This window comes from Pseudomonas sp. BN417, assembly GCF_029871205.1.
Classification (GTDB): Bacteria; Pseudomonadota; Gammaproteobacteria; order Pseudomonadales; family Pseudomonadaceae; genus Metapseudomonas.
The window spans coordinates 85,873-110,880 of sequence record NZ_SSOJ01000069.1; the positions used below are offsets into that span (position 1 = coordinate 85,873).

The window sequence follows — 25,008 nt, forward strand, 5'->3', positions numbered from 1 at the left end:
CTCCTTCTGGAGGGGGGCGGCTAGGGTAGACCCCCGATCACTGCGGCGGCCGTCGCGACATTATGGGTCAGATGCAGCGGATTGATGGTCCCGATTATCGCGCTGGTCACCCCGGGATGACCGAAGATCAGTTCGAAGCTCGCGCGCACCGGATCGATCCCCGAATCGAGGCAGGCATGGCCGCTGGCCAGGCCTTTCTTGACCAGGATGCCCTTGTTCTGTTGCAGCGCGAAGTCGAGCACCGGCTTCTCGGCCTGCTCGTTGAGGTTATAGGTGACCATGGCGCAGTCGCCCTGCTCCAGGGCCAGCAGGCCGCCTTCCACCGTCTTTCCGGACAGGCCGAAGGCGCGGATCTTGCCGGCCTGCTTCAGCTCGGCGAGGGTCTCGTACACGCCGCTGTCTCGCAGTATCGCCAGATCGTTGCCGTCGGAGTGCACCAGAACCAGGTCGATGAAGTCGGTTTCCAGGCGTTTCAGGCTGCGTTCGACGGAGAAGCGCGTGTGTTCGGGGCTGAAATCGAAGCGGGAAACACCGCCTTCGAACTCCTCGCCGACCTTGCTGACGATCACCCAGTCCTGGCGCTGGCCGCGCAGCAGCGGGCCGAGGCGCTCCTCGCTGCGGCCATAGGCCGGCGCGGTGTCGATCAGGTTGATGCCGAGATCCCGGGCCAGCGCCAGCAGCTGCAGGGCCTCGGCATCGTCGGGGATGGTGAAGCCGCTGGGGTACTTCACGCCCTGGTCGCGGCCGAGCTTGACGGTGCCCAGTCCCAGCGGGGAAACCAGCAGGCCGGTGTCGCCGAGGGGGCGATGGAGGTTGTGCAGGCTATTCATCCCAGCAGCTCCTCCCAGACGGGTTGCGCCACGGGCGGGCGGGGCAGCTCGGGCAGGGGTGCGTGGGCCGCTGGGCGCAGGCCGTCGCGCGCGAAGGCGGCCAGCACGCGGTCGGCGAAGTCCGGCGCCAGGGCCAGCTTGGTCGGCCAGCCCACCAGCAGCGCGCCCTGCTCACTGAGGAAGGCGTTGTCCGGGCGGACCAGTCCGGATTGCGCCGGCTCGGCGCGGTCGACCCGCAGGGTCGCCCACTGGGCGGCGGACAGGTCGATCCAGGGCAGCAGCTGGCGCAGCTCCTGTTCGGCGACGGCGATCTGCTCGGCTTCGTTGCGGGCCACGCCATCGGCTTCGGCCAGGTCGCCGCCCAGGTACCAGACCCACTGGCCGTCGGCGGCCGGGTGACTGGTGACCGTGATCCGCGGCTTGGGGCCCCCGCCCAGGCAGTGGGCGTAGAGGGGTTTCAGACTGGGCGCCTTGAGCATCACCATGTGCAGCGGTCGGCATTGCATGGCTGGCTGGCTCAGCCCCAGGGCCTCGAGCAGCGCCTGGTTGCCGGCGCCGGCGCTGAGGACGATGCGCTGGGCGCGGACCTCACGGCCGTCGAGGCGCAGCCCGGTGAGCTGGCCGTCTTCCCGCAGCGGTTCGATCTCGCGGGCGGCCAGCAGGCCGTCGCCGGCCAGTTCCGCCAGCCGCGCGATCAGACTGGGTACATCCAGCACCAGTTCGGCCAGGCGATAAACCTTGCCCTTGAATTTCGGGTGTTGCAGCGCCGGTGGCAGTTCTTCGCCCTTGACCTGGTCGACGCGGCCGCGCACCGCCTTGCTGGCGAAGAAACTGGTGAGGTTGCCGGCCAGGGTGCCGGGGGACCAGAGGTAATGCGCTTCGGAGAGCAGGCGCACGCCGGAGAGGTCCAGCTCCCCCGTGCCGGCCAGGGCCTCGCGCCAGCGCCGCGGCATGTCGGCGATGGCCTCGGAGGCGCCGGTGAGGGCGCCGTGCAGGGCGTATTTGGCGCCACCGTGGATGATCCCCTGGGACTTCACGCTCTGCCCGCCGCCAAGGCAGGCGTTTTCCACCAGGAGGGTGGCGAAGCCTTGCTTGCGCAGGGAGGCATTGAGCCAGAGGCCGGCGATGCCGCCGCCCAGGATGAGCACGTCGGTGGATAGGGAATCGGCCATGGGAGGGAGGCGCCTCAGAAAAAACAGGGGCGCAGTATAGCGCCCCTGCCGGAGAAGCTGCGGCCTGGAGGCGGTTCGGGCGCCTCGGCTGGCTCTCAGTGGCCGGTGCTGTTGGAGAACAGCTGGATGACGACGACGCCCGAGACGATCATCCCCATGCCGAGCATGGCCGGGGTGTCCAGCTTCTGCTGGTAGAGCACCAGCGCGGCGACGCTCACCAGCACGATGCCGAGCCCGGCCCAGATGGCGTAGGCGATGCCCACCGGGATGCTGCGCACCACCAGGGTCAGCATCCAGAAGGCGATGGCGTAGCCGCCGATCACCAGGATCAGGGGCAGGGGTTTGTTGAAGCCGTCGATGGCCTTCATCGAGGTAGTGGCGATCACTTCGGCGGCGATGGCGATAGCGAGATAAACGTAGCCGGTCATGGTCGGGCCTCCTGTGCAATGACGCGGATTCTAAGTGCCCTGGCGATGGGATAAAGTCATTACCTATCTGTTTTGGAGATGGGTGGCCGGTCATGCAATGGAACCTGGAGCAGATTCGTCTGTTCGTCGGCGTCGCCGAGGGGCAGTCCTTTTCCGCCGTGGCCCGACAGCTGCGTCGCGCCCAGTCGGCGGTCAGCAGCGGCATCGCCCTGTTGGAGGAAGACCTCGGGGTGCAGTTGTTCGATCGCAGCAGCGGGCGCCAGCCACGCCTGACAGAGGCGGGCGCTGCATTGTTGGAGGAGGCGCGCGAGGTGTTGCGCCAATGCCAGCGCCTGGACGGTCGCGCCCTGGGGTTGGCGCGGGGCGAGGAGGCGCGGCTGCGCCTGGCCCTGGACGAGGCCATGCCCTACCAGCCGGTGCTGGCCAGCCTGGAGGCGCTGGGGCGGGCCTTCCCACTGCTGGAGGTGCAACTGGCCAGCAGCGCCCAGGGGGACGTGGCGCGCAAGCTGCTCGAAGCCCGGGCCGACCTCGGCCTGCTGTTTCACCTTGAGCGCATGCCCGATGCCCTGGAGCGCCAACGCCTGGGCACCATCGAGATGGTCACGGTCTGTGGCGCCGGCCACCCCCTGGCGGCGCAGTCCTACGCTGACCGGCATGAACTGGCGCGCCATCGCCAGGTGCTCATGGCGCCCCAGGACAGCCACTACCCCGGCGGCGAGCAAATTGGCCCGCAGGTCTGGCGCGCCGACAGCTTCTACGTCATGGCTGAACTCCTGATGCGCGGCCTCGGCTGGGCCTGGCTGCCGCGCCATGTGGCCCAGTACCCGGGCTACCAGGGCCAGCTGGTGGAGCTGCGCAGCGACTGGACGCCACCGTCGCTGGTGGTGGAACTGGTCTGCCGCCGCGACGAAGCCCTGGGCCCGGCGGCGCTCTGGCTGGCGGACAGTCTTGCCGAGCACCTGCAGGCCATGGGCTGAGAGCCCGTTCAAAGGCTGCTGCGCGTCGGACCTGCTGCGTTAAAAACAGGCTCAGAATGCTCATTTACAGTCGTAAACTCCGCTTCTTCGCCTGTTTTTGCCTTGCATGTCTCTAGCTCGCGATCCTTTGAACGGGCTCTGACGTGTTGTCGGGTATCATCCGCGTCAAATTGGCTAATCTCCGCGCCCATGAATCGCACCCTCTATACCCTGCTGTTCCATCTCGGCCTGCCGCTGGTGGCCCTGCGCCTGGCCTGGCGGGCCTGGCGCGCGCCGGCCTATGCCCGGCGCATCGGCGAGCGTTTCGCCTTCGGCCTGCCAACGCTCGCGCCCGGTGGCATCTGGGTCCATGCGGTGTCGGTGGGCGAAAGCATCGCTGCCGCTCCCATGATCCGCGCCTTGCTGGAACGCCACCCGGACCTGCCCATCACCATCACCTGCATGACCCCCACCGGCTCCGAGCGCATCCGCGCGCTGTTCGGCGATCGGGTGCAGCACTGCTACCTGCCCTATGACCTGCCCTGGGCGGCGGCGCGCTTCCTCGCCCGTGCGCGGCCTAGGCTGGCGGTGATCATGGAGACCGAACTCTGGCCCAACCATATCCATCAGTGCGCCGTGCGCGGCATTCCGGTGGTGCTGGCCAACGCCCGCCTGTCCGAGCGCTCGGCACGTGGCTATGCGCGCTTCCACAAGCTCACCGCGCCCATGCTGGCGGAGCTGAGCTGGATCGCCGTGCAGACCGAGGCCGAGGCCCAGCGCTTTCGCGCCCTGGGCGCGCGGCCGGAGTGCGTGGGGGTGACCGGCTCGATCAAATTCGACCTGCGCATCGATCCGGCCCTGCTCGACCGCGCTGCCGCCCTGCATAGGCAGTGGAATGCAGAGGATCGGCCGGTATGGATCGCCGCCAGTACCCACGCCGGCGAGGACGAAATCATCCTCGCGGCCCACAAGACCTTGCTGGCGCAGCGGCCGGACGCGTTGCTGATCCTGGTGCCACGCCATCCCGAGCGCTTTGGCTCGATGTTCGAGCTTTGCCGCCGCGAGGGGTTGGCGACCGTGCGCCGTTCCACGGGTGAGGCCGTCACAGCGGACACCCAGGTGCTGGTGGGTGACACCATGGGCGAACTGCTATTCCTCTACGCCCTGGCGGATATCGCCTTCGTCGGCGGCAGCCTGGTGCCCAACGGCGGCCACAACCTGCTGGAACCGGCGGCCCTGGGCAAACCGGTACTGGCGGGGCCGCACCTGTTCAACTTCCTCGAGATCGCCGCGCAGTTGCGTGAGGCCGGCGCGCTGGCCGAGGTGAGCGATGCCGGGCAACTGGCTGCGCAGGTAGGTGGGCTCTGGGCCGACCCGGTGCGCGCGGCGACCATGCGCGAGGCCGGCCTGGGCGTGCTCAAGGCCAACCAGGGGGCGCTGGAGCGCTTGCTGGCGGGGCTTTCGCGGTTGCTTTCGTAGATCGGCGCCGCCCGGCCCACCCTCCCCGCCGGGGCACCGCTCTTCGTGGGGGCGATTTCAATCGCTAAGGGCAGCGCAGCTGCCCCTTGCGGTTCCGAAAGGCAGGCCTTCGGCCTGCTCAGCGAATGAATTCGCCCCCACAAGGAAGTGCCGCAGGAGCGGGGCTCAGAACGTCGGCGGGGTGATGACCCAGAGGATCAGCGCATCCTTATCGCCGGGGTTGCCATAGCGGTGCGGTTCCTGGCTGGAGAAGCTGAAGCTGTCGCCTTCCTGGAGGCGAAAGTGGCGCTCGCCGACCCAGAGCTCGAACTCGCCGCTGAGCACATAGCCGGCTTCTTCGCCCTCGTGGCTGTAGCTCTCTTCGCTGTAGGTGCCGGGCGGGAAGCGCGAGTGGAGCATTTCCAGCTGGCGCAACGGCTGCGGGCTGAGCAGCTCGTCGGTGATGCCGTCCTCGTAGTGCAGGCTGGTGCGCGCATTGCGCCGCACCACGTAGCCACGGTCGGCCTCGCTGGTGGGTGCCTCGCTGGCGAAGAACCACTGGATGGTCACCCCCAGGCTGCGGGCGATATTGAACAGCGCCGGGATCGAGGGATAGGCCAGGTTGCGTTCCAGCTGGCTGATGTAGCCGGCGGTGAGCTTGCTCTGCTCCGCCAGTTCGCTGAGGGTCATGCCCTGGCGTTTGCGCAGCGCACGGATGCGCGTGCCGAGGAACTGGCTCTCGGCGTTGGCGTTCGGCGATGGCAGGCTGGGGCTCATGGTTCCCTCCAGAGGGCGCAGGATCGCGGCATTGTAAGGCAGCCGTGACCCGCTTGGGCCCTCAGATGTTCCAGCCGACCTTCAGCCCTTCGTAGATGGCTTCCTCCACTGTCCGGGGCGCGAGGCAGTCGCCGATCCGCTTGAACTCCACCAGCCCCTGCAATTCGGCGCCCAGGTCGTCTACCGGCTGGTGGCCCTGGCAGAGCACCAGGGTGTCTACCTCCTCGAACAGCATGGGTTCGCCGCAGGCCGCGTGCATCATGTACACCGTGCTGTCGTCGCAGCCGTACAGGCGGGCGTAGGGCGTGACCGGGATGCCCAGCTTGTGCAGTTCACCGGCCAGTTGATCGCGCACGTAGAGTGGCAGGCTTTCGCCGCAATGCGGGCCGTTCACCGCCAGGCGCACCTGGTGGCCGTTGCGCGCCAGGCGCTCGGCGATGCCGGGGGCGATCCAGTCGCCGCGCCAGTCGGTGACCAGCACCGAGCGGCCCAGTTGCACCTCGTCGCGCAGCACCTGCCAGGCATCCACCACCTGCAACTCGCCGCCACGTTCGAAAGGCGGCCAGTAGGGGCGGGCGCCGGTGGCGAGGATGACCAGGTCGGGGCGTTCCCGCTCCACCCGTTTGCGGTCGACCCGCACGTTGCGTTGCACCTGCACGCCCGCCAGTTCCATCTCCCGCTGCAGGTTGGTGGACGCTCCGCCGAACTCGCTGCGCCGGGGCAGCAGCTGCGCCAGCAGTACCTGGCCGCCGAGCTGGCTGCCGGCTTCGAACAGTGTCACCTCGTGGCCGCGCTGGGCCGCCACCGCCGCGGCTTTCATGCCCGCCGGACCGCCGCCCACCACCATCACACGTTTGCGTCTCGCGGCCGGGTTGGGCTGGCCGTAGGTCAGTTCGCGGCCGGTCTCCGGATGCTGGATGCAGGAGATCGGGTAGCCGCGGTGGAAGTGGCCAATGCAGGCCTGGTTGCAGGCGATGCAGGCACGCACGTCGTCGCTGCGCCCGGCGGCGGCCTTGTTCGGCATCAGCGGATCGCAGATCAGCGCGCGGGTCATGCCGCAGACGTCGGCCTGGCCACGGGCGATGATGGTGTCGGCTTCCTGGGGCTGGTTGATCCGCCCGGTGACGAACAGCGGGATGTCCAGGCGCGCCCTGAAACTGCCCGCAGTGGGCGCCAGATAGGCGGCCTCGATGGCCATGGGCGGTACGATGTGGATGGCGCCGCCGAGGGACGCCGAGGTGCCGGCTACCAGGTGGACGTAGTCCAACTCGGCCTGCAGGGACAGCACCGCAGCCAGGGATTCGTCCTCGGTCAGGCCTTCCGGGTCGCGTTCGTCGGCGGAGATGCGCAGCCCGACGATGAAGTCTGCCGAACATTCGGCGCGCACGGCCTGGATCACTTCGCGGAGGAAGCGCAGGCGCGCCTCCAGGTCGCCGTTGTAGCCGTCCTCACGCTGGTTCACCCGCGGATTGAGGAATTGCGCCGGCAGGTAACCATGGCTGGCGACTATCTCCACCCCGTCCAGCCCGGCTTCGCAGAGGCGCCGCGCAGCGGATGCGTAGCCTGCGACTATCTCGTCGATCATCGGCTGGTCCAGGGCCCGCGGCATCACCCGGAAGCGCTCGTTGGGCGAGGCCGAGGCGGACCAGGCGACCGCCAGCAGGCCGTCGCTGGACTCCATGATTTCCCGGCCCGGATGGAAGATCTGCGACAGCACCACGGTGCCTTCCGCGTGGCAGGCCTCGGCCAGGCGACGGTAGCCCTCGATGCAAGCGTCGTCCGTGGCCATCAGCACATGGGAGGTGTAGCGCGCACTGTCGTGCACGCCGGCGACCTGCAGCACGATCAGGCCGACGCCGCCCCGGGCGCGGGCACGGTGATAGGCGATGAGCGGGTCGTTGACCAGGTTGTCGGCGGGCATGGAGGTGTCGTGGCCGCTGGACATGATGCGGTTCTTCAAGCGCTTGCCGCGTATTTCCAGGGGCTCGAAGAGGTGTGGGAAGGCTTGGGCTGGCTGGGCGGCAGTGGACATGGAGGCTCCTGTGGACCTTTCGGTCCCGCTTGTTCTTGTGGAGCCATGGAAATTTACCTTAAGTAAAAAATCAACTTGTTTTTTTACTTTTCCCTGGCTAGTTTCGAGTCAGCCCCGAGCCGGGCTAGCTTCATGACAACAACAAGAGGAGAAGCACCATGCGGCATTCGTTCGTCCCTCGCCAGAATTCCGATTCACCCCTCGCTGCCTCGTTTTCAGTCCATTCCCACACACTCTGTCGCGGCCTGCTGGCCGGGCTGGCGCTGGTTTCCACCCTGGGTGTTGCCCAGGCCGCGGACAACATGGTGGTGGTGGGTTACGGCGGGGCAGGGCAGAAGGCCTTGAGCGACGCCTTCTTCAAACCTTTCGCCCAGACCAGCGGCGCACCGCTGACGGAGGGTGAGTACAACGGCGAAATGGCGCGGATCAAGGTGATGGCCGATACCGGCAGCGTCGATTGGGACCTGGTGGAGATCGAGGCGCCCGACCTGGTTCGCGGTTGTGAGGAGGGGCTGTTCGAGCGGCTCGATTGGCAGCGCATCGGCAATGCCGACCAACTGATCACCGATGCGGCCCAGGAATGCGGCTCGGCCACCATGGTCTGGAGCGTGGCCCTGGCCTACGACGCCGGCAAGCTGGCCGAGGCGCCGAAATCCTGGGCGGACTTCTGGGACGTGCAGCACTTTCCGGGCAAGCGCGGGCTGCGCAAGCGTGCGGTGTACAACCTGGAGTTCGCCCTGCTCGCCGATGGGGTGAAGCGCGAGGATGTCTACAAGGTGCTGGCCACTCCGGCCGGGGTGGAGCGGGCCTTCGCCAAGCTCGACCAGCTCAAGCCGCATATCCAGTGGTGGGAGGCCGGCGCCCAACCGGTGCAATGGCTGGCCGCCGGTGACGTGACCATGACCTCGGTCTACAGCGGCCGCATCGCCGCCGCCCACCAGGAAGGGCACAAGTTTGCCGTGGTCTGGCCGGACAGCCTGTATGGCATGGACTACTGGGCGATCATCAAGGGCTCGAAGCACGTCGAGCGCGCCCACCAGTTGATCGCCTTCATCAACAAGGCCGAGAACCAGGCCGATTACGTCAAGCGAATCCCCTACGGGCCAGTCAACCAGCAGGCCTTCGACCGCCTCGACCCGGCACTGACCGGCTGGCTGCCCAGTGCGCCGCAGAACATCGCCCAGGCCTTGCCCATGGATGTGGAGTTCTGGACCGACCATGGCGAGGACCTGGAGCAGCGCTTCAACGCCTGGGCAGCAAAGTAGGAGCGAATTCATTCGCGAAGCAGGCCTAAGGCCTGCGTGGCTCTGGACCGCGTCCTAGTCATTCGCGAATGAATTCGCTCCTGCAAGGCCCATCCCCGGCCCAATGAAAAAGCCCGGCAATCATGCCGGGCTTTTCGTTTGCCGCAGACCTCAGTATTCCGGGTAACCGCGCAGTTCGGCTTCTGCCGCCTTGGCCAGATCCGGCGGGAGGAAATCCTTGTCCGGGTCGTAGTCGGGCTTGAGGAAGCCGGCCAGGGCCTCCAGGTCCGCCGGGCTCAGGGTGCCGGCGGTCTGCTTGAGGCGCAGGTTGTCGAGGATGTAGTCGTAGCGGGCGTTGTTGTAGTCGCGCACCGAGCTGTACAGCTGACGCTGGGCGTCGAGCACGTCGACGATGTTGCGGGTGCCCACCTGGTAGCCGATCTCGGTGGCTTCCAGGGCGCTCTGGTTGGAGATGATCGACTGCTTGCGCGCCTTCACCTGCTCGACGTCGGTATTCACCGCGCGGTGGAAGTTGCGGGTGTTCTGCACCACGGTGCGGCGCAAGCTTTCGCGCAGTTGCTCGGTCTGATTCAGGCGCTGGTAGGACTCGCGCACCTGGGAGCTGGTCAGGCCGCCGCTGTAGATCGGGATGTTCAGTTGCAGGCCGATGCTGCGCTGCTCCACGTCGCTGCCGAACGGCGCCTGTCCGGGCGTGGAGTCGACGTTGCTGAAGCCGAGGCTGTCGTTGTCGCCTTTCTGGTAGCTGGCCACGGCGTCCAGGGTCGGCGCATGGCCGGCCTTGCGCTGGCGCAGGGTTTCCTCGGCCGCATCGACCGCATGGTTGCTGGCCTGCAAGTTGAGATTCTGCTGGGAGGCAGTGTCGACCCAGGCCTTGGCGTCATTCGGCGCCGGGACCACGATCGGCAGGGTGTGCAGGATGCCTTCGAGGGATGCGTATTCGCGGTTGGTCAGGGTGACCAGGGCCTGGAAGGCGTCATCCACGCTGCGCTCGGCGATTATCCGGTTGGCGCGGGCGGTGTCGTAGCCGGCCTGGGCTTCGAGCACGTCTGTCTTGTCCGACAGGCCGACGTCGAAACGCTCGTTGGCCTGGTCGAGTTGGCGCTTGAAGGCCGCTTCCTCGGCCTTGGTCGAGGCCAGGTTGTCCTGGGCGCGCAACACGGCGAAGTAGGTTTCGGCAGTCTGCAGGATCAGGTTCTGCTGGGTCGCGGAGAACTCCAGGGCGGCCTGCTCGGTGGTGGCCTCGGCGGCCTGCAGCTGGAACCAGCGGTCGGCGCGGAAGATCGGCTGGCTCAGGGTCGCCTGGTAGGCGATGCCGCTGCGCGAGAAGGTGTTGGAGGGCTCGTCCAGCTTGGTACGGGTGTCGTTGCTCGTGGCGCCACCGTTTATCTGCGGCAGCAGCCCGGAACGGGCCTGGGGTACGACCTCGCGCACCGCGTCATAGTTGGCGCGGGCGGCGGCGAGGTCGGCGTTATTGTCGACGGCGTCCTTGTAGACGGTCACGAGGTCCGTCTTGGCTGACAGGGGGGCATCTTCGGCCCAGGCGGTTCCGGCAAAGGCGGATGCCACGGCGATGGCCAGCGAGAGTCTGCGCAGCATGATCAATCCTGGATTCTGGGGTGTCGGGCAAGGCTACGGGGCCGCTCGGGGCGGGTCAAGACGCCCCTGCGGCGGCCTCAGTGTAGTTTGCGGCAAGCTATGTTGCCTGCCTGCAACAATCGAATTCCGTGGCGAGGGGAAGCGTCATTTCCCGACGGGCTGGTCATTTTATTCTGACCACCGGGTTGGTTTTATCCTGCGAGCTTGATTAGACTGGCCGGGTTCTTGTCGGGGTGCCTCGAATCGGAGGCTGAGATCGGAGAGTTCCGGATCCCGTTGAACCTGATCAGGTTAAGGCCTGCGTAGGGAACAAGATGTGCCGCGGTTCGCGGCCCCTCTCGGCACCAGCCCTGGTGCACTCTGCCCTCAGGTTCGCTCCGACATCACCCCAGGAGCCAGCCGATGACCGCAAAACAACAAAAGAACCTGAGCGAAAGCGCCCAGGTCGACCAGCAATCCATCCAGCCTTTCCCCCGTTCGCAGAAAGTCTATGTGCAGGGCTCCCGCCCGGATATCCGCGTGCCGATGCGCGAGATCAGCCTGGACGTGACCCCCACCGCCTTCGGTGGCGAGATCAACGCTCCGGTCACCGTCTATGACACCTCCGGCCCCTACACCGACCCCGCCGTCACCATTGACGTGCGCCAGGGCCTGGCCGACGTGCGCTCCCAGTGGATCGACGACCGCGGCGACACCGAGCGCCTACCGGGCCTGACCTCCGAGTTCGGCCAGCGCCGCCTGGCCGACGCCGAACTGTCCGCCATGCGCTTCGCCCACGTGCGCAACCCGCGCCGCGCCAAGGCTGGCCAGAACGTCAGCCAGATGCACTACGCGAAGAAGGGCATCATCACCCCCGAGATGGAATACGTCGCCATCCGCGAGAACATGAAGCTGGCCGAGGCACGCGCTGCCGGCCTGCTGAAGGAGCAGCACGCGGGGCACAGCTTCGGTGCATCCATACCGAAGGAAATCACCCCTGAGTTCGTCCGCGAGGAAATCGCCCGCGGCCGCGCCATCATCCCCGCCAACATCAACCACGTGGAGCTGGAGCCGATGATCATCGGCCGCAACTTCCTGGTGAAGATCAACGGCAACATCGGCAACTCGGCCCTGGGTTCCTCCATCGAGGAAGAAGTGGCCAAGCTGACCTGGGGCATCCGCTGGGGCTCGGACACCGTGATGGACCTGTCCACCGGCAAGCACATCCATGAAACCCGCGAGTGGATCATCCGCAACTCGCCGGTCCCGATCGGCACCGTGCCGGTCTACCAGGCCCTGGAGAAGGTCGGCGGCATTGCCGAGGACCTGACCTGGGAGCTGTTCCGCGACACCCTGGTCGAGCAGGCCGAGCAGGGCGTGGACTACTTCACCATCCACGCCGGCGTACTGCTGCGCTATGTACCGCTGACCGCCAAGCGCGTCACCGGCATCGTTTCCCGCGGCGGCTCGATCATGGCCAAGTGGTGCCTGGCGCACCACAAGGAGAATTTCCTCTACACCCACTTCGAGGAAATCTGCGAAATCATGAAGGCCTACGACGTCAGCTTCTCGCTGGGCGACGGCCTGCGTCCGGGCTCCATCGCCGACGCCAACGACGCCGCGCAGTTCGGTGAGCTGGAAACCCTCGGCGAGCTGACCAAGATCGCCTGGAAGCACGATGTGCAGACCATGATCGAAGGCCCCGGCCACGTGCCGATGCACCTGATCAAGGAAAACATGGACAAGCAGCTGGAATGCTGCGACGAGGCGCCGTTCTACACCCTCGGCCCGCTGACCACCGACATCGCCCCCGGTTACGACCACATCACCTCCGGCATCGGCGCCGCGATGATCGGCTGGTTCGGCTGCGCCATGCTCTGCTACGTGACGCCCAAGGAACACCTGGGCCTGCCGAACAAGGATGACGTGAAGACCGGCATCATCACCTACAAGATCGCCGCCCACGCCGCCGACCTCGCCAAGGGCCACCCGGGCGCGCAGATCCGCGACAACGCACTGAGCAAGGCGCGCTTCGAGTTCCGCTGGGAAGACCAGTTCAACCTCGGCCTGGACCCGGATACCGCTCGTGCCTTCCACGACGAGACCCTGCCGAAGGACTCGGCCAAGGTGGCGCACTTCTGCTCCATGTGCGGGCCGAAGTTCTGCTCCATGAAGATCACCCAGGAGGTCCGCGACTACGCCAAGGAAAACGGCCTGTCGGAAGAGAGCAAGGCCATCGAGGCGGGTTTCCAGGAGCAGGCCGCGCGCTTCAAGGACGAGGGTTCGGTGATCTACAAGCAGGTGTGAATGCCTGCCGTGTGACCGCGGACAGGCGCTGACCTGTCACATCCACGCTGGAAGCCGGGCCTCGTGCCCGGCTTTCCGGTTTGTGGCCAATCCATAACAACAGTCCATCCAGGGCATCTGCCATCGTGAACACCCCGCCAAGCTATTCGCCGTCCATACCGGTCGCCTTCGACCAACGCGTTCTCCGTACGCGCGATCTGTTTTCCCTCTGGTTCTCCCTAGGTCTGGGACTGATGGTGCTGCAGACCGGCGCGCTGCTGGCGCCGGGTCTGGGCGCCAGCGATGCACTGCTGGCGATCCTGCTCGGCACTGGCGTCGGCGTACTGCTGCTGGGTGGCGCGGCCATGATCGGCAGCGATACGGGCCTGGCCGCCATGGCCTCGCTCAAGCTCAGCCTGGGCTCGGCCGGCGCGGCGCTGCCGGCGCTGCTCAACCTGCTGCAACTGGTGGGCTGGGGCGCCTTCGAGATCATCGTCATGCGTGACGCCGCCAGCCTGCTGGCCGCTCGCGGCCTGGGCGGTGACAGCCTGTTGGCTTCGCCGACGCTCTGGACCCTGGTATTCGGCGCCCTGGCCACCCTGCTGGCAGTGGCCGGTCCGCTCGCCTTCGTGCGCCGTATCCTGCGTCGCTGGGGTATCTGGCTGCTGCTGGGCGCCTGCATCTGGCTGACCTGGGACCTGCTCAACCGTGCCGATCTCTCCGCCTTGATGGCGCGGGCCGGCGACGGCTCCATGTCCTTCGCCCTGGGCTTCGACATCGCCATCGCCATGCCGCTGTCCTGGCTGCCGCTGATCGCCGACTATTCGCGCTTCGGCCGGCGTGGCGGCGGGGTTTTCTTCGGCTCTGCGCTGGGCTTCTTCATCGGCTGCCTGTGCCTGATGGGCCTGGGCGTCGCCTACACCCTGGCCTTCGCCGAAGGCAGCGATGCCAACGCGCTGCTGCTGGCCCTGGCCGGCGCCGGCATGGGAATCCCGCTGCTGCTGATCCTGCTGGACGAGTCGGAGAAGGCTTTCGCCGACATCCACTCGGCGGCCGTGTCCATCGGCATCCTGCTGCCGCTGAAGGTGGAACAGCTGGCCCTGGCCATTGGCGCGATCTGCACCCTGATCGCTTGGTTCGCGCCGCTGGCCGAATACCAGAACTTCCTGCTGCTGATCGGTTCGGTGTTCGCCCCGCTGTTCGGCGTGGTGCTGGTGGATCACTTCATCCTGCGCCGCCGCCGCGCCGAGCTGGCACCGCGCGTCGCGCTGCGCTGGGACACCCTGCTGGCCTGGGCCTGCGGCGTGGCGATCTACCACCTGCTGGCCAACCGTTGGCCGGAGCTGGGGGCTACCCTGCCGGCGCTGCTGGCGGCCGGCGGCTTGCAGTTCCTGCTGGGGCGCTTCAGCCGCGTCCGGGGAAATACTGGGGCTTCAGTATTCCGTTGAGCTGCGGGTAGGGGATGCGAATCTCGGGGTGCCCGCTGGAATAGGGCGCGATGCTGTAGACGTCGTACTTGAGCAGCATGGCGCCATAGCCCAGGCCGACGTTGGCGGTGCGCTCGAAGGGCCAGGTCCTGGCGAAGTCCGGGTCCTGGTCGAACTTGTTGGCCACCAGCCAGCGCTGGTGGGCCTGTTCGGCCACCTTCCAGAAGGCGTCTTCCTGGCCGGGCAGCAGCATGTCGCCAAGGCTCAGCGGCTTTTCCAGCTTGCGGTCGTAGTTGATGAAACCGCGCCCCGGCATGCCGTGGGCGCCGCCGGTGAAGAGGTAGCTGGACAGCTCGATCAACACCAGCTTGTCATGCTGTTCCAGCACCTTGGCCTGCAGGTAGCTGCTCCAGCCGGGCTCGGCGCTGCCGAGGAAGTCCTTCTCGTAGGATTCCAGGGAGGCCGGCAGCGGCGCGCCGGGGGCGTCCTGGGTCATCTGCAGCAGGCGCTTGCCGATCAGGTCGTTGAGCTGCGGCTCGCCTTCGAAACTGATGGTGTCGATGTTCACCAGCGGGCAGCTCTCACCCTGGCAGCCGGGCTTCAGGTGTTCCCAGGCGTGGCGCTGTGGTTCCAGCTTGTCGCTGGTGCCGGGCAGCATCTGGCAGGCGCTGAGCAGGGTGCCGAGGCTGGCGGCGGCGAGGAGTCTGGCAAGGTACATCGGCTTCATCTTCAGGGGTGGATTCCGGAAAAGTGCAGGCTTCGACTGCTGTCGCGGCCATGAGTTCGGGCGCGGCGCGGCGCCGTTTCGCCGCGCATCTTCCCAGCCCGACGACGATCTGCAAAGAGGCTGCGCGGTGTGCGGCCAAGGGGTAGGATGCGCGGATCACAGCCTTTCCACGCAAGCGAGATGCCCATGACCGAAACCTTCAAGCCAGGCCCCGACGCCGTCGAGATGATCGAACGAGAGACCTGCTTCCAGGGTTTCTACCGCCTGGACCGCCTGAGCCTGCGTCATCGCCTGTTCGCCGGTGGCATGGGGCCGGTCATCCATCGGGAACTGTTCGTCCGTCATGATGCCGTCTGCGTACTGCCCTATGATCCGCAACGGGATGCAGTGGTGTTGATCGAGCAGTTCCGCGTCGGTGCCCTGGGCAAGAGCGAGAGCCCCTGGCTGCTGGAGCTGGTGGCCGGATTGATCGACAAGGGCGAGGAGCCGGAGGAGGTCGCCCGTCGGGAAGCCGTCGAAGAGGCCGATCTACAGTTGACTTCGTTGTGGCCGATCACCACCTACTATCCTTCACCAGGGGGCTCCAACGAGCGTGTGCATCTGTTCCTCGGCCGCTGCGACAGCAGCAACGCGGGCGGTGTCCACGGACTGGCGGAGGAGGGCGAGGATATCCGCGTGCACGTGCTGCCGCTGGAAGACGCCCTGGCCCTGATGCGTGAAGGGCGGTTGGACAATGCCGCGAGTATGCTGGCCCTGCAATGGCTGGCGCTGAACCGTACCGAAGTCAGGGGGTTGTGGACGTGAATCTGTTGCGCGATCGCTACCGGGTCGATCTCGTCGGGCTGCAGGCAGCCTGCGAGGCGAACTATGCGCGCCTGATGCGTCTGCTCCCGCAGATGCGCGAAGTGCGCGGTTCCCGGCGCGTCGCGCTGAGCCAGGGCGAGCGCCTGCTCGGCGTGCTGGCCCTGGAAGTCGTCGAGGCCTGCCCGTACACCACCACCCTGCAGGTGCGCCAGGAGCACAGCCTGCCCTGGCTGCCGTCGCCGCAGCTGGAAGTACGGGTCTACCATGACGCGCGCATGGCGGAAGTTGTCGGTGCCGAGAATGCGCGGCGCCTGCGCAGCGTGTATCCCTATCCCAATGCCGATATGCACCAGCCCGATGAGAAGAGCCAGCTCAATCTCTTCCTCGGCGAATGGCTGAGTCACTGCCTGGCTTGTGGCCACGAGCTGGAACCCGTCGTCCTCTAGTCGTTTCGGACCAATCCGGCACCGCTAACTGTGAACCATTCCCGCTTCGCGGGTTTACCCGTTACGCGCGCAGCAACCATAATCTGAGCATTCCGCCGAAGGAGAAGGCCTTGCCCAGTCCACTCCCCCACGCTGCTGACGAGTCGGTGCTGCTGGTGCAGCTTTCCGACAGCCACCTGTTCGCCGAAGCGGACGGCAGGCTGCTGGGCATGGAAACCCGCGACAGCCTGCAGCGGGTGATCGACCAAGTGCTCGAGGAGCAGCCCCGCATCGACCTGGTGCTGGCGACCGGTGATCTCTCCCAGGACGGTTCAGCCGCCTCCTACCAACATTTCCGCGAGCTGGTCGAGCGCATCCCCGCGCCGGCCCGCTGGTTCCCCGGCAACCACGACGAGGTGCCGGTGATGCGCGAAGTCTGCGCCGGGACCGCCGCCCTCGAACCCATAGTCGACTTCCCTCACTGGCGCCTGGTGCTGCTGGACTCCACCATCGCCGGCGCCGTACCCGGACATTTCCCCGCCGAGCAGCTCGCCTTGCTGGAGCAGGCCTTGGAAACCGCCGGTGAGCGCCATGTGCTGGTCAGCTTCCATCACCATCCGGTGCCGATCGGCTGCGCCTGGATGGACCCGATCGGCGTGCGCAACAGCGATGCGCTGTTCGCCGTGCTGGACCGCTATCCGCGGGTGCGCGCGCTGCTCTGGGGCCACGTCCACCAGGAGTTCGACCAGGTGCGCAACGGCGTGCGCCTGCTGGCTTCGCCATCCACCTGTGTGCAATTTGCGCCCGGCAGCGAAGACTTCTGCGTCGGCTCGGAGGCGCCGGGCTACCGCTGGCTGCGCCTGATGGACGACGGCAGCCTGGAAACAGGCGTCTCAAGGGTTAGCGGCATCGCCTTCGAAGTGGACTACAGCATCAAGGGTTATTGACCTTCTCGCCGTGGCACGGCAAGAAGTACAACTCTCCCTCGATCTGCCAGGAAGTCGCGTGTCCAGCCCCCAACCCAGCCTCCTCTATATTCACGGACTCAACAGTTCGCCGGCGTCGCACAAGGCGCGCCAGCTCACTGCGCTCATGCAACGCCTGGGGCTTACCGAACGTCTGCGGGTGCCGGCCCTGCACCATCATCCGCGCCAGGCCATTGGCCAGCTCGAAGCGGCCATCGCCGAGCTGGGCCGCCCGGTGCTGGTCGGCAGCTCCCTGGGCGGCTACTATGCGACCCACCTGGCCGAGCGCCACGGCCTGAAGGCCGTGCTGATCAACCCGGCGGTGGCCCCGCACCGGTTGTTCGACGGGCGTCTCGGCCCGCAGAAGAACTACTACAGCGACGAAACCTGGGAGCTGACGGCAGAGCACGTGATGGCGCTGGCCGAACTGGAAGTGCCGCCACCACAGGACCCGACCCGTTACCAGGTCTGGTTGCAGACGGCCGACGAGACCCTCGACTACCGCCAGGCGGAGCGCTACTACCGTGCCTGCGCGCTGCGCATCGAGGCCGGCGGCGACCACGGTTTCCAGAATTTCCCTGCTCATCTGCCCGCCTTGCTGGCCTTCGCCGGCTTTCCCGCGCAGCTGTGGCGTGATATCGACTTTTCCGACCTCTGACTGAAAGGGAGTCCATGGCTACTTACAACGCGGATGCCATCGAAGTCCTCTCCGGCCTCGACCCGGTGCGCAAGCGCCCGGGCATGTATACCGACACCAGCCGGCCCAACCACCTGGCCCAGGAAGTCATCGATAACAGCGTGGACGAGGCCCTGGCTGGCCACGCCAAGAGCGTGCAGGTGATCCTCCACGAGGACAATTCCCTGCAGGTGATCGACGACGGCCGCGGCATGCCGGTGGATATCCACCCCGAGGAAGGGGTGCCCGGCGTCGAGCTGATCCTCACCAAGCTGCATGCCGGCGGCAAGTTCTCCAACAAGAACTACCAGTTCTCCGGCGGCCTGCACGGCGTCGGCATCTCGGTGGTGAACGCCCTGTCCACCCGCGTCGAAGTGCGGGTCAAGCGCGACGCCAGCGAGTACCTGATGACCTTCGCTGACGGCTTCAAGGCCAGCGAGCTGGAAGTCGTCGGCAGCGTCGGCAAGCGCAACACCGGCACCAGCGTGCACTTCTGGCCGGATGCCAAGTATTTCGATTCCCACAAGTTCTCCGTCAGCCGCCTCAAGCACGTGCTCAAGGCGAAAGCCGTCCTCTGCCCGGGGCTGCTGGTCAGCTTCGAGGACAGGGCCGCTGGCGAAAAGGTCGAGTGGCACTACGAAGACGGCCTGCGTTCCTACCTGGTGGACGCGGTCAGCGAATTCGAACGTCTGCCGAGCGAACCCTTCTGTGGCAGCCTGGCCGGCAACAAGGAGGCGGTGGACTGGGCGCTGCTCTGGCTGCCCGAGGGTGGCGACAGTGTCCAGGAAAGCTACGTCAACCTGATCCCAACCGCCCAGGGCGGTACACACGTCAACGGCCTGCGCCAGGGCCTGCTGGACGCCATGCGCGAGTTCTGCGAGTTCCGCAACCTGTTGCCGCGCGGGGTCAAACTGGCTCCCGAGGACGTCTGGGAGCGCATCGCCTTCGTCCTCTCGATGAAGCTGCAGGAACCGCAGTTCTCCGGCCAGACCAAGGAGCGCCTGTCCTCCCGCGAGGCGGCCGCCTTCGTTTCCGGCGTGGTCAAGGACGCCTTCAGCCTCTGGCTCAACGCCCACCCGGAACTGGGCATGCAGTTGGCCGAACTGGCCATCAGCAACGCCGGCCGTCGGCTCAAGGCCAGCAAGAAGGTCGAGCGCAAGCGCATCACCCAGGGCCCGGCACTGCCCGGCAAGCTGGCCGATTGCGCTGGGCAGGACCCAATGCGCTCCGAACTCTTCCTGGTGGAAGGTGATTCCGCCGGCGGTTCGGCCAAGCAGGCGCGGGACAAGGAGTTCCAGGCGATCATGCCGTTGCGCGGCAAGATCCTGAACACCTGGGAAGTGGACGGTGGCGAGGTGCTGGCTTCCCAGGAAGTCCATGACATCGCCGTCGCCATCGGCGTCGATCCCGGCGCCGCCGACCTCAGCCAGCTGCGCTACGGCAAGATCTGCATCCTTGCCGACGCCGACTCCGACGGCCTGCACATCGCTACCCTGCTGTGCGCGCTGTTCGTCCGCCACTTCCGTCCGCTGGTGGAAGCGGGGCACGTCTACGTGGCGATGCCGCCGCTGTTCCGTATCGACCTGGGGAAAGAGATCTACTACGCCCTGGACGAAGCCGAGCGCGACGGCATCCTCGACCGCCTGGTGGCCGAGAAGAAGCGTGGCAAGCCACAGGTCACGCGATTCAAGGGCCTGGGTGAGATGAATCCGCCGCAGCTGCGCGAGACCACCATGGACCCCAACACCCGGCGCCTGGTCCAGCTAACCCTGGAAGACAGCGAAGGCACGGTGGAAATCATGGACATGCTGCTGGCGAAGAAGCGCGCCGGCGACCGCAAGTCCTGGCTGGAGTCCAAGGGCAACCTGGCCGAGGTCATGGTGTGAGGGGAGCCTTCTTCCTCCTGGGCCTGCTTATCGCCGCACCGCTCTGGGCCGCCGACTCGACGGAGCAGCTGCGCCTGGCCGCCGAATACCCGGTGGAGGGAATGCCGCACGGCAACCTCTCCGGGCTGGCCTACTGCGGCGACGAGCTGGTGGCGGTTTCCGACCGGGTCGATGAGCGCCTGTACCGGCTCAAGCCCGTAGGCGGCCTGCTCCAGGCCGAGACCGAGCCCTTCCTGGTGCCGCCGGCGCCGCCGAATAACCTGCCCTGGGGTGTGCGTGCGCGTACCTGGGCGATCAGCCTGCTGCGGGGCAACGAGCTGGACTTCGAAGGCATCAGCTGCGATTCCACCGGCAATCGCTATCTGGTCAGCGAAACCCACGCGGCAGTGCTGCAGGTACCCGTCGCCGGCGAACCCAACTGGCTGCTGCTGCCGGACAACCTGATCCGCCAGGCTCGCGCCAGCGGCATGCTGCTGCACTTCAACGCCCTGCTCGAAGGCATCGCCGTCGACCCCCAGGGCGAGCGCCTCTGGCTTGCCGCCGAGCGCGAGCGCCGTGGCCTGATGGTACTGCACAAGCAGCAGTCCACCTGGCTCTGCACCGGTGGCTGCGTGGTCTTCAGCGAAGCCGGCCGCGAGCCGCCGCCGGCGCCGATCGGCAGCGAGCAGCGCATGCCGCGGGATTTCTCCGACGTCGCCTTTCACGAAGAAAAACTCTTCACCCTGGAGCGCCTGGCGCACCAGATCTGCCGGCGCAAGCCAAGCAACGGCGAAGTGGAGCGCTGCTGGTCCTTCGCCGAGGAGGCCCTGGCCGATACCCGCCGCTATGGCGTGCCGTTCGGCATGGCCGAGGGCCTGTGGATAGATGCCGAAGGTGCCTGGGTCGGCCTCGATAACGGTGGCAAGGCGCGTGCCGACGGTGAGCGGCGGCCCATCGTCTGGCGCTTCACCGCGCCCAAGGGCGGCTGGAGCGAGAAATGACCACGCAAACGCCGGGCAAACGCGCAGGACGGGTCATGCTGGTGCTCGCCTGGGGTATCGGCCTGCTCCTGGCGGCCCATTACTTCGGCGCCTGGGAAGATCGCCAGCGCAATCCCAATCGCGAACCCCAGTCGGTGCGCGGCGACGGTTATGTCGAAGTGCGCCTGGTCAGCAGCCGTCAGGGGCATTACCTGCTCGATGGCCGCATCGATGGCCAGGGCGTGACTTTCCTCCTCGACACCGGTGCCACCCAGGTGGCCGTTCCCGCCAGGCTGGCCGAACGTCTCGGCCTCGCGCCCGGCGCGCCGGTCACCCTGAGTACCGCCAACGGCCGTGTCACCGGCCAACGCACCCAGCTGCAGGACCTGCGCCTGGGTGACATCCGCCTGACCCAGGTGCCGGCAATCATAGTGCCGGGCATGGACGGCGAAGAGGTGCTGCTCGGCATGAGCGCCCTGAAACAACTCGAATTCACCCAGCGCGACGGCACCCTGGTGCTGCGCCAAGTCACTTCCCCGTGAGGCACGCATGAGCGAATCCCTCGATCTGAGTCTGGAAGGCGTTGAGCGCCGCTCCCTGGCCGATTTCACCGAACAGGCCTACCTCAACTATTCCATGTACGTGATCATGGACCGCGCCCTGCCGCATATCGGCGACGGCCTGAAGCCGGTACAGCGGCGCATCGTCTACGCCATGAGCGAGCTGGGCCTGGATGCCGACTCCAAGCACAAGAAGTCGGCGCGCACTGTCGGCGACGTGCTCGGCAAGTTCCACCCCCACGGCGACTCGGCCTGCTATGAGGCCATGGTGCTGATGGCCCAGCCCTTCAGCTACCGCTACACCCTGGTGGACGGTCAGGGCAACTGGGGTGCGCCGGACGATCCCAAGTCCTTCGCCGCCATGCGTTACACCGAGGCGCGCCTGTCGCGCTACGCCGAAGTGCTGCTCTCCGAACTGGGCCAGGGCACGGTGGACTGGGTGCCGAACTTCGACGGCACCCTGAACGAGCCGGCGACCCTGCCGGCGCGCCTGCCCAACCTGCTGCTCAATGGCACCACCGGCATCGCCGTGGGCATGGCCACCGACGTGCCGCCGCACAACCTGCGGGAAGTGGCCGCCGCCTGCGTGCGCCTGCTGGACGAGCCGAATGCCACGGTGGAGCAGCTCTGCGAGCACATCCTTGGCCCGGACTTCCCTACCGAGGCGGAAGTCATTACCCCGCGCGCCGAACTGTTGAAGATCTACGAGACCGGCCGCGGCTCGGTGCGCATGCGCGCCGTGTATCGCGTCGAGGACGGCGACATAGTGGTCACCGCGCTGCCGCACCAGGTCTCCGGTGCCAAGGTGCTGGAGCAGATCGCCGGCCAGATGCAGGCGAAGAAACTGCCGATGGTCGCCGACCTGCGTGACGAATCGGACCACGAGAACCCCACTCGCATCGTCATTATCCCGCGCTCCAACCGGGTGGATGCCGATGAGCTGATGCAGCACCTGTTCGCCACCACCGACCTGGAATCCAGTTATCGGGTCAACACCAACGTCATCGGCCTGGACGGCAAGCCTCAGGTCAAGGACCTGCGCACCCTGCTCAGCGAATGGCTGACCTACCGCATCGGCACGGTGCGCCGGCGCCTGCAGTTCCGCCTGGACAAGGTGGAAAAGCGCCTGCACCTGTTGGACGGCTTGCTGATCGCCTTCCTCAACCTGGACGAAGTCATCCACATCATCCGCACCGAGGACCAGCCCAAGCTGGTGCTGATGGAGCGTTTCAACCTCACCGAAATCCAGGCCGACTACATCCTCGATACCCGCCTGCGCCAGCTGGCGCGGCTGGAAGAGATGAAGATCCGCGGCGAACAGGACGAGCTGCTGAAGGAACAGAAGAAGTTGCTGGCCCTGCTGGGTAGCGACACCAAGCTGAAGAAGCTGGTGCGCGACGAGTTGATCAAGGATGCCGAGACCTACGGCGACGACCGTCGTTCGCCGATCGTCGCCCGTGCCGAGGCGAAGGCCTTGTCCGAAACCGAGCTGATGCCCACCGAGCCGGTAACCGTGGTGCTCTCCGAGAAGGGTTGGGTGCGTTGCGCCAAGGGGCACGACATCGACGCCACCGGCCTGTCCTACAAGGCTGGCGACGGTTTCAAGGCCGCCGCGCCGGGCCGCTCGAACCAGTACGCGGTATTTATCGACTCCACCGGTCGCAGCTACTCCCTGGCCGCCCACTCGCTGCCTTCGGCCCGCGGCCAGGGCGAACCGCTCACCGGCCGGCTGACTCCGCCGCCGGGCGCCAGCTTCGACTGCGTGCTGCTGCCGGAGGATGACGCCACCTACGTGATCGCCTCGGACGCCGGTTACGGCTTCGTGGTCAAGGGTGCCGACCTGCAGGCCAAGAACAAGGCGGGCAAGGCCCTGCTCAGCCTGCCCAATGGGGCGAAGGTGGTGGCGCCGCGACCGGTGCAGAGTGTCGAAGAAGACTGGCTGGCGGCGGTGACCACAGAAGGCCGCCTGCTGCTGTTCAAGGTCGCCGACCTGCCGCAGCTGGCCAAGGGCAAGGGCAACAAGATCATCGGCATCCCCGGCGATCGGGTGGCGAACCGCGAGGAATACCTCACGGATCTCGCCGTTCTGCCGACCGGCGCAACCCTGGTCCTGCAGGCTGGCAAGCGCACCCTGTCGCTCAAGGCCGATGACCTGGAGCACTACAAAGGCGAGCGCGGGCGCCGTGGCAACAAGCTGCCCCGCGGCTTTCAGCGGGTCGATGCGCTGCTGGTGGAGGCGCTCGCCTGACCTTGATTCCGACGAAATGACGTGGGGCTCTGGAGTCCCGCGTCACATTGACGGATGATATGTCCCCTCGCCACCCTTGTCCGTGGCATGAATGATTGAATACGACTGCAGGCTGCCCACAAGGCGGCCGTGGGTGAGATTGATGACTGTGGTGCGTTTTCCCTTGGCTTTGATGCTGGCTGGCCTGCTTGGTCTCGCCGGCTGCGTGCATAGCCCGCCCGTTCCCATGTTCCAGCTGGATGCCGGCACTCCCGAAGTGCCGTCGCAGAACGCTGGAATACAAGTGCTGCTCGGCCCGGTTACGGTGGCCGACTACCTGCAGCGCGAAACCCTCCTGCAGCGTCAGGCCGACGGCAGCCTCACCGCCGCCCCGGATGGTCGCTGGGCGGGCAGTCTGGCGGCAGACATCGACCAGGTGCTGCTGCGCCAGCTGTCCTGGCGCCTGGACAGCCAGCGCCTGGTGCTGGCCCCGGGCAACCCCGGCTTCACCCCCGAGGTCCAGGTGCTGCTGAACATCAGCCGCCTGGACTCCGGCCCCCAGCGGCCGGCCGTGCTGGAGGCGCAATGGCGCCTGCTGGACCGTGCCGGCAAGCTGCGTGACAGCCGCCTGGTGCGTCTGGAAGAGGCCCATGCCGGAACCGCTGCCGATCAGGTGCGGGCCCAGAGCCAACTGCTGCAGCAGCTGGCCGAGCAATTGGCCGCTGCGGTGAAGCCGCTTGAGGGCCAGCCGGTAGCCGCCGAGGCACCGCGCAAGCCGGCGGCACCCGCCACCCCGGCCAAGACCAAGGAGCCGCAGCCGCCGAAGATCCCGATGGCGGCGCCGGTGCGCACGGATGTGGAAGTCTTCCGCTTCTGATTGCGAGATCACGAAAAAGCCCGCTATTTGCGGGCTTTTTTCTTTCTGTTCGCTGCAGCTCGTATCCCTCTGAAGGCATTTTCCTATCGGGGCCCACGGTCTTCCCGTAGATTGGGCCGGGCGGCGTCCGCGCAGCTCAACGGACCTGGCGTGGAAAAGTTGGGCATCGCTGCGCTCAGCGCCAACCTACGAAAGACTCGTCGCTCCTGAAGGTGAGGCAAGCATGTCCCGATAGGGGGCGAATTCATTGGCTATGTTTGCATTAAGTGTTGAGAACGTCTTGAGCCAAGCTGCTTATCGAGCGGGGTTCGAATCTCTGTTTCGCCTTTCGGCGAGTCACTTCTTTCAAACGCCAAAGAAGTAACCAAGAACGCTCGCCCCTGCATCCGGCCCGACTTCGTCGGGTTCCCTCGCTCCATCATTGCTCCGGGGGCCCCGCACGCCTCTCGCGGCATCCATGCCGCTCGTCCCCCTCTGCAACGCTTCCGCTCGGCCTCCTGACGGGGCAGAGTCGCTGCCCCACCTCTTCTGCTCAGTTTCAGGCCGCTGTTGGCTTCAGGACTGTTCGTTCCTCGCCGGCGCGAGTCACCCCTCTCCTCTTCAGGGAGAGGGGCCGGGGGTGAGGGCTATATTAGGCAGGCGCGGAGGTCTGAAAGAGCCGTACTAGACGCCTCTATTCGGTGCTGCAACAGCTAA

21 protein-coding genes and 1 riboswitch are annotated in these 25,008 nt (G+C 66.6%); of the genes, 14 read left to right on the forward strand and 7 right to left on the reverse strand.

The genetic code is table 11. The annotated features are described in order from the left end of the window. Positions 1 to 20: 20 nt before the first annotated feature. The 3 genes from E8F11_RS07750 to E8F11_RS07760 all read right to left on the reverse strand — a co-directional run bounded on the left by E8F11_RS07750 (position 21) and on the right by E8F11_RS07760 (position 2,430). Positions 21 to 830: an aldo/keto reductase gene (locus E8F11_RS07750; protein ID WP_280288256.1), complete on the reverse strand. Its 810-nt coding sequence runs from the start codon at positions 828 to 830 to the stop codon at positions 21 to 23. Next, on the reverse strand, positions 827 to 2,002 hold the full coding sequence (locus E8F11_RS07755; protein WP_280288257.1) for an FAD-dependent oxidoreductase: 1,176 nt from the start codon (positions 2,000 to 2,002) through the stop codon (positions 827 to 829). The genes E8F11_RS07750 and E8F11_RS07755 overlap by 4 nt, the downstream gene beginning before the upstream one ends. A 95-nt stretch (positions 2,003 to 2,097) precedes the next feature. After that, positions 2,098 to 2,430: a multidrug efflux SMR transporter gene (locus E8F11_RS07760; protein ID WP_280288258.1), complete on the reverse strand. Its 333-nt coding sequence runs from the start codon at positions 2,428 to 2,430 to the stop codon at positions 2,098 to 2,100. Positions 2,431 to 2,522: 92 nt separating this feature from the next. On the opposite strand from E8F11_RS07760, the gene E8F11_RS07765 reads away from it, so the two are divergent. Both E8F11_RS07765 and waaA read left to right on the forward strand, forming a co-directional pair. Further along, the gene (locus E8F11_RS07765) at positions 2,523 to 3,407 is read left to right on the forward strand and encodes a LysR family transcriptional regulator (RefSeq protein WP_280288259.1); all 885 of its coding nucleotides are present in this window, start codon (positions 2,523 to 2,525) and stop codon (positions 3,405 to 3,407) included. A gap of 189 nt (positions 3,408 to 3,596) precedes the next feature. Next, positions 3,597 to 4,865, forward strand: a complete 1,269-nt coding sequence (gene waaA / locus E8F11_RS07770; protein ID WP_280288260.1) for a lipid IV(A) 3-deoxy-D-manno-octulosonic acid transferase — start codon at positions 3,597 to 3,599, stop codon at positions 4,863 to 4,865. 165 nt (positions 4,866 to 5,030) lie between these two features. On the opposite strand, the gene E8F11_RS07775 is transcribed toward waaA, so the two are convergent. Beyond that, entirely contained in the window at positions 5,031 to 5,621 is a 591-nt protein-coding gene (locus tag E8F11_RS07775) for a cupin domain-containing protein (protein ID WP_280288261.1), read from the reverse strand. A gap of 61 nt (positions 5,622 to 5,682) precedes the next feature. Next, on the reverse strand, positions 5,683 to 7,653 hold the full coding sequence (locus E8F11_RS07780; RefSeq protein ID WP_280288262.1) for an FAD-dependent oxidoreductase: 1,971 nt from the start codon (positions 7,651 to 7,653) through the stop codon (positions 5,683 to 5,685). Between the two features lie 158 nt (positions 7,654 to 7,811). Here E8F11_RS07780 and E8F11_RS07785 point away from each other — a divergent pair, with 158 nt between their 5' ends. Further along, positions 7,812 to 8,918 (forward strand): polyamine ABC transporter substrate-binding protein, encoded by a 1,107-nt coding sequence (locus E8F11_RS07785; RefSeq protein WP_280288263.1) that lies wholly within the window; start codon positions 7,812 to 7,814, stop codon positions 8,916 to 8,918. A 150-nt stretch (positions 8,919 to 9,068) separates the two neighbouring features. Here the strand turns inward: E8F11_RS07785 and E8F11_RS07790 are convergent, their stop codons facing one another. Beyond that, a complete protein-coding gene (locus E8F11_RS07790) occupies positions 9,069 to 10,514 on the reverse strand; it encodes a TolC family outer membrane protein (RefSeq protein ID WP_280288264.1) in 1,446 nt (481 codons plus the stop codon). A 219-nt stretch (positions 10,515 to 10,733) separates the two neighbouring features. After that, a riboswitch (TPP riboswitch) is annotated at positions 10,734 to 10,840 on the forward strand. A 76-nt stretch (positions 10,841 to 10,916) separates the two neighbouring features. Here E8F11_RS07790 and thiC point away from each other — a divergent pair. Beyond that, positions 10,917 to 12,800 carry a phosphomethylpyrimidine synthase ThiC gene (gene thiC, locus E8F11_RS07795; protein WP_280288265.1) on the forward strand — a complete coding sequence of 628 codons (1,884 nt, stop codon included), beginning with the start codon at positions 10,917 to 10,919 and terminating at the stop codon, positions 12,798 to 12,800. 125 nt (positions 12,801 to 12,925) lie between these two features. Further along, on the forward strand, positions 12,926 to 14,227 hold the full coding sequence (gene cytX / locus E8F11_RS07800; protein WP_280288266.1) for a putative hydroxymethylpyrimidine transporter CytX: 1,302 nt from the start codon (positions 12,926 to 12,928) through the stop codon (positions 14,225 to 14,227). On the opposite strand, the gene E8F11_RS07805 is transcribed toward cytX, so the two are convergent. After that, positions 14,184 to 14,924, reverse strand: coding sequence for a DUF3298 and DUF4163 domain-containing protein (locus E8F11_RS07805; protein ID WP_280288267.1), 741 nt, complete (start codon positions 14,922 to 14,924; stop codon positions 14,184 to 14,186). The genes cytX and E8F11_RS07805 overlap by 44 nt on opposite strands. A 195-nt stretch (positions 14,925 to 15,119) precedes the next feature. Between E8F11_RS07805 and E8F11_RS07810 the strand changes: the two genes are divergently transcribed. The 9 genes from E8F11_RS07810 to E8F11_RS07850 all read left to right on the forward strand — a co-directional run bounded on the left by E8F11_RS07810 (position 15,120) and on the right by E8F11_RS07850 (position 24,312). Beyond that, positions 15,120 to 15,737, forward strand: coding sequence for an NUDIX domain-containing protein (locus E8F11_RS07810; RefSeq protein WP_280288268.1), 618 nt, complete (start codon positions 15,120 to 15,122; stop codon positions 15,735 to 15,737). Then, complete coding sequence (locus tag E8F11_RS07815) at positions 15,728 to 16,183, forward strand: DUF1249 domain-containing protein (RefSeq protein WP_280288269.1); 456 nt, start codon at positions 15,728 to 15,730, stop codon at positions 16,181 to 16,183. The genes E8F11_RS07810 and E8F11_RS07815 overlap by 10 nt, the downstream gene beginning before the upstream one ends. 110 nt (positions 16,184 to 16,293) lie before the next feature. After that, entirely contained in the window at positions 16,294 to 17,109 is an 816-nt protein-coding gene (gene cpdA / locus E8F11_RS07820; protein WP_280288270.1) for a 3',5'-cyclic-AMP phosphodiesterase, read from the forward strand. Between the two features lie 10 nt (positions 17,110 to 17,119). Further along, entirely contained in the window at positions 17,120 to 17,785 is a 666-nt protein-coding gene (locus tag E8F11_RS07825; RefSeq protein WP_280288271.1) for a YqiA/YcfP family alpha/beta fold hydrolase, read from the forward strand. A 14-nt stretch (positions 17,786 to 17,799) separates the two neighbouring features. After that, positions 17,800 to 19,689 (forward strand): DNA topoisomerase IV subunit B, encoded by a 1,890-nt coding sequence (gene parE, locus E8F11_RS07830; RefSeq protein ID WP_280288272.1) that lies wholly within the window; start codon positions 17,800 to 17,802, stop codon positions 19,687 to 19,689. Continuing rightward, a complete protein-coding gene (locus E8F11_RS07835; protein WP_280288273.1) occupies positions 19,686 to 20,669 on the forward strand; it encodes an esterase-like activity of phytase family protein in 984 nt (327 codons plus the stop codon). The genes parE and E8F11_RS07835 overlap by 4 nt, the downstream gene beginning before the upstream one ends. Next, entirely contained in the window at positions 20,666 to 21,190 is a 525-nt protein-coding gene (locus E8F11_RS07840) for a TIGR02281 family clan AA aspartic protease (RefSeq protein WP_280288274.1), read from the forward strand. The genes E8F11_RS07835 and E8F11_RS07840 overlap by 4 nt, the downstream gene beginning before the upstream one ends. A gap of 7 nt (positions 21,191 to 21,197) precedes the next feature. Further along, complete coding sequence (gene parC, locus E8F11_RS07845; protein WP_280288275.1) at positions 21,198 to 23,456, forward strand: DNA topoisomerase IV subunit A; 2,259 nt, start codon at positions 21,198 to 21,200, stop codon at positions 23,454 to 23,456. A 142-nt stretch (positions 23,457 to 23,598) separates the two neighbouring features. After that, positions 23,599 to 24,312, forward strand: a complete 714-nt coding sequence (locus tag E8F11_RS07850; RefSeq protein WP_280288280.1) for a PqiC family protein — start codon at positions 23,599 to 23,601, stop codon at positions 24,310 to 24,312. The last annotated feature ends 696 nt before the right edge of the window (positions 24,313 to 25,008 follow it).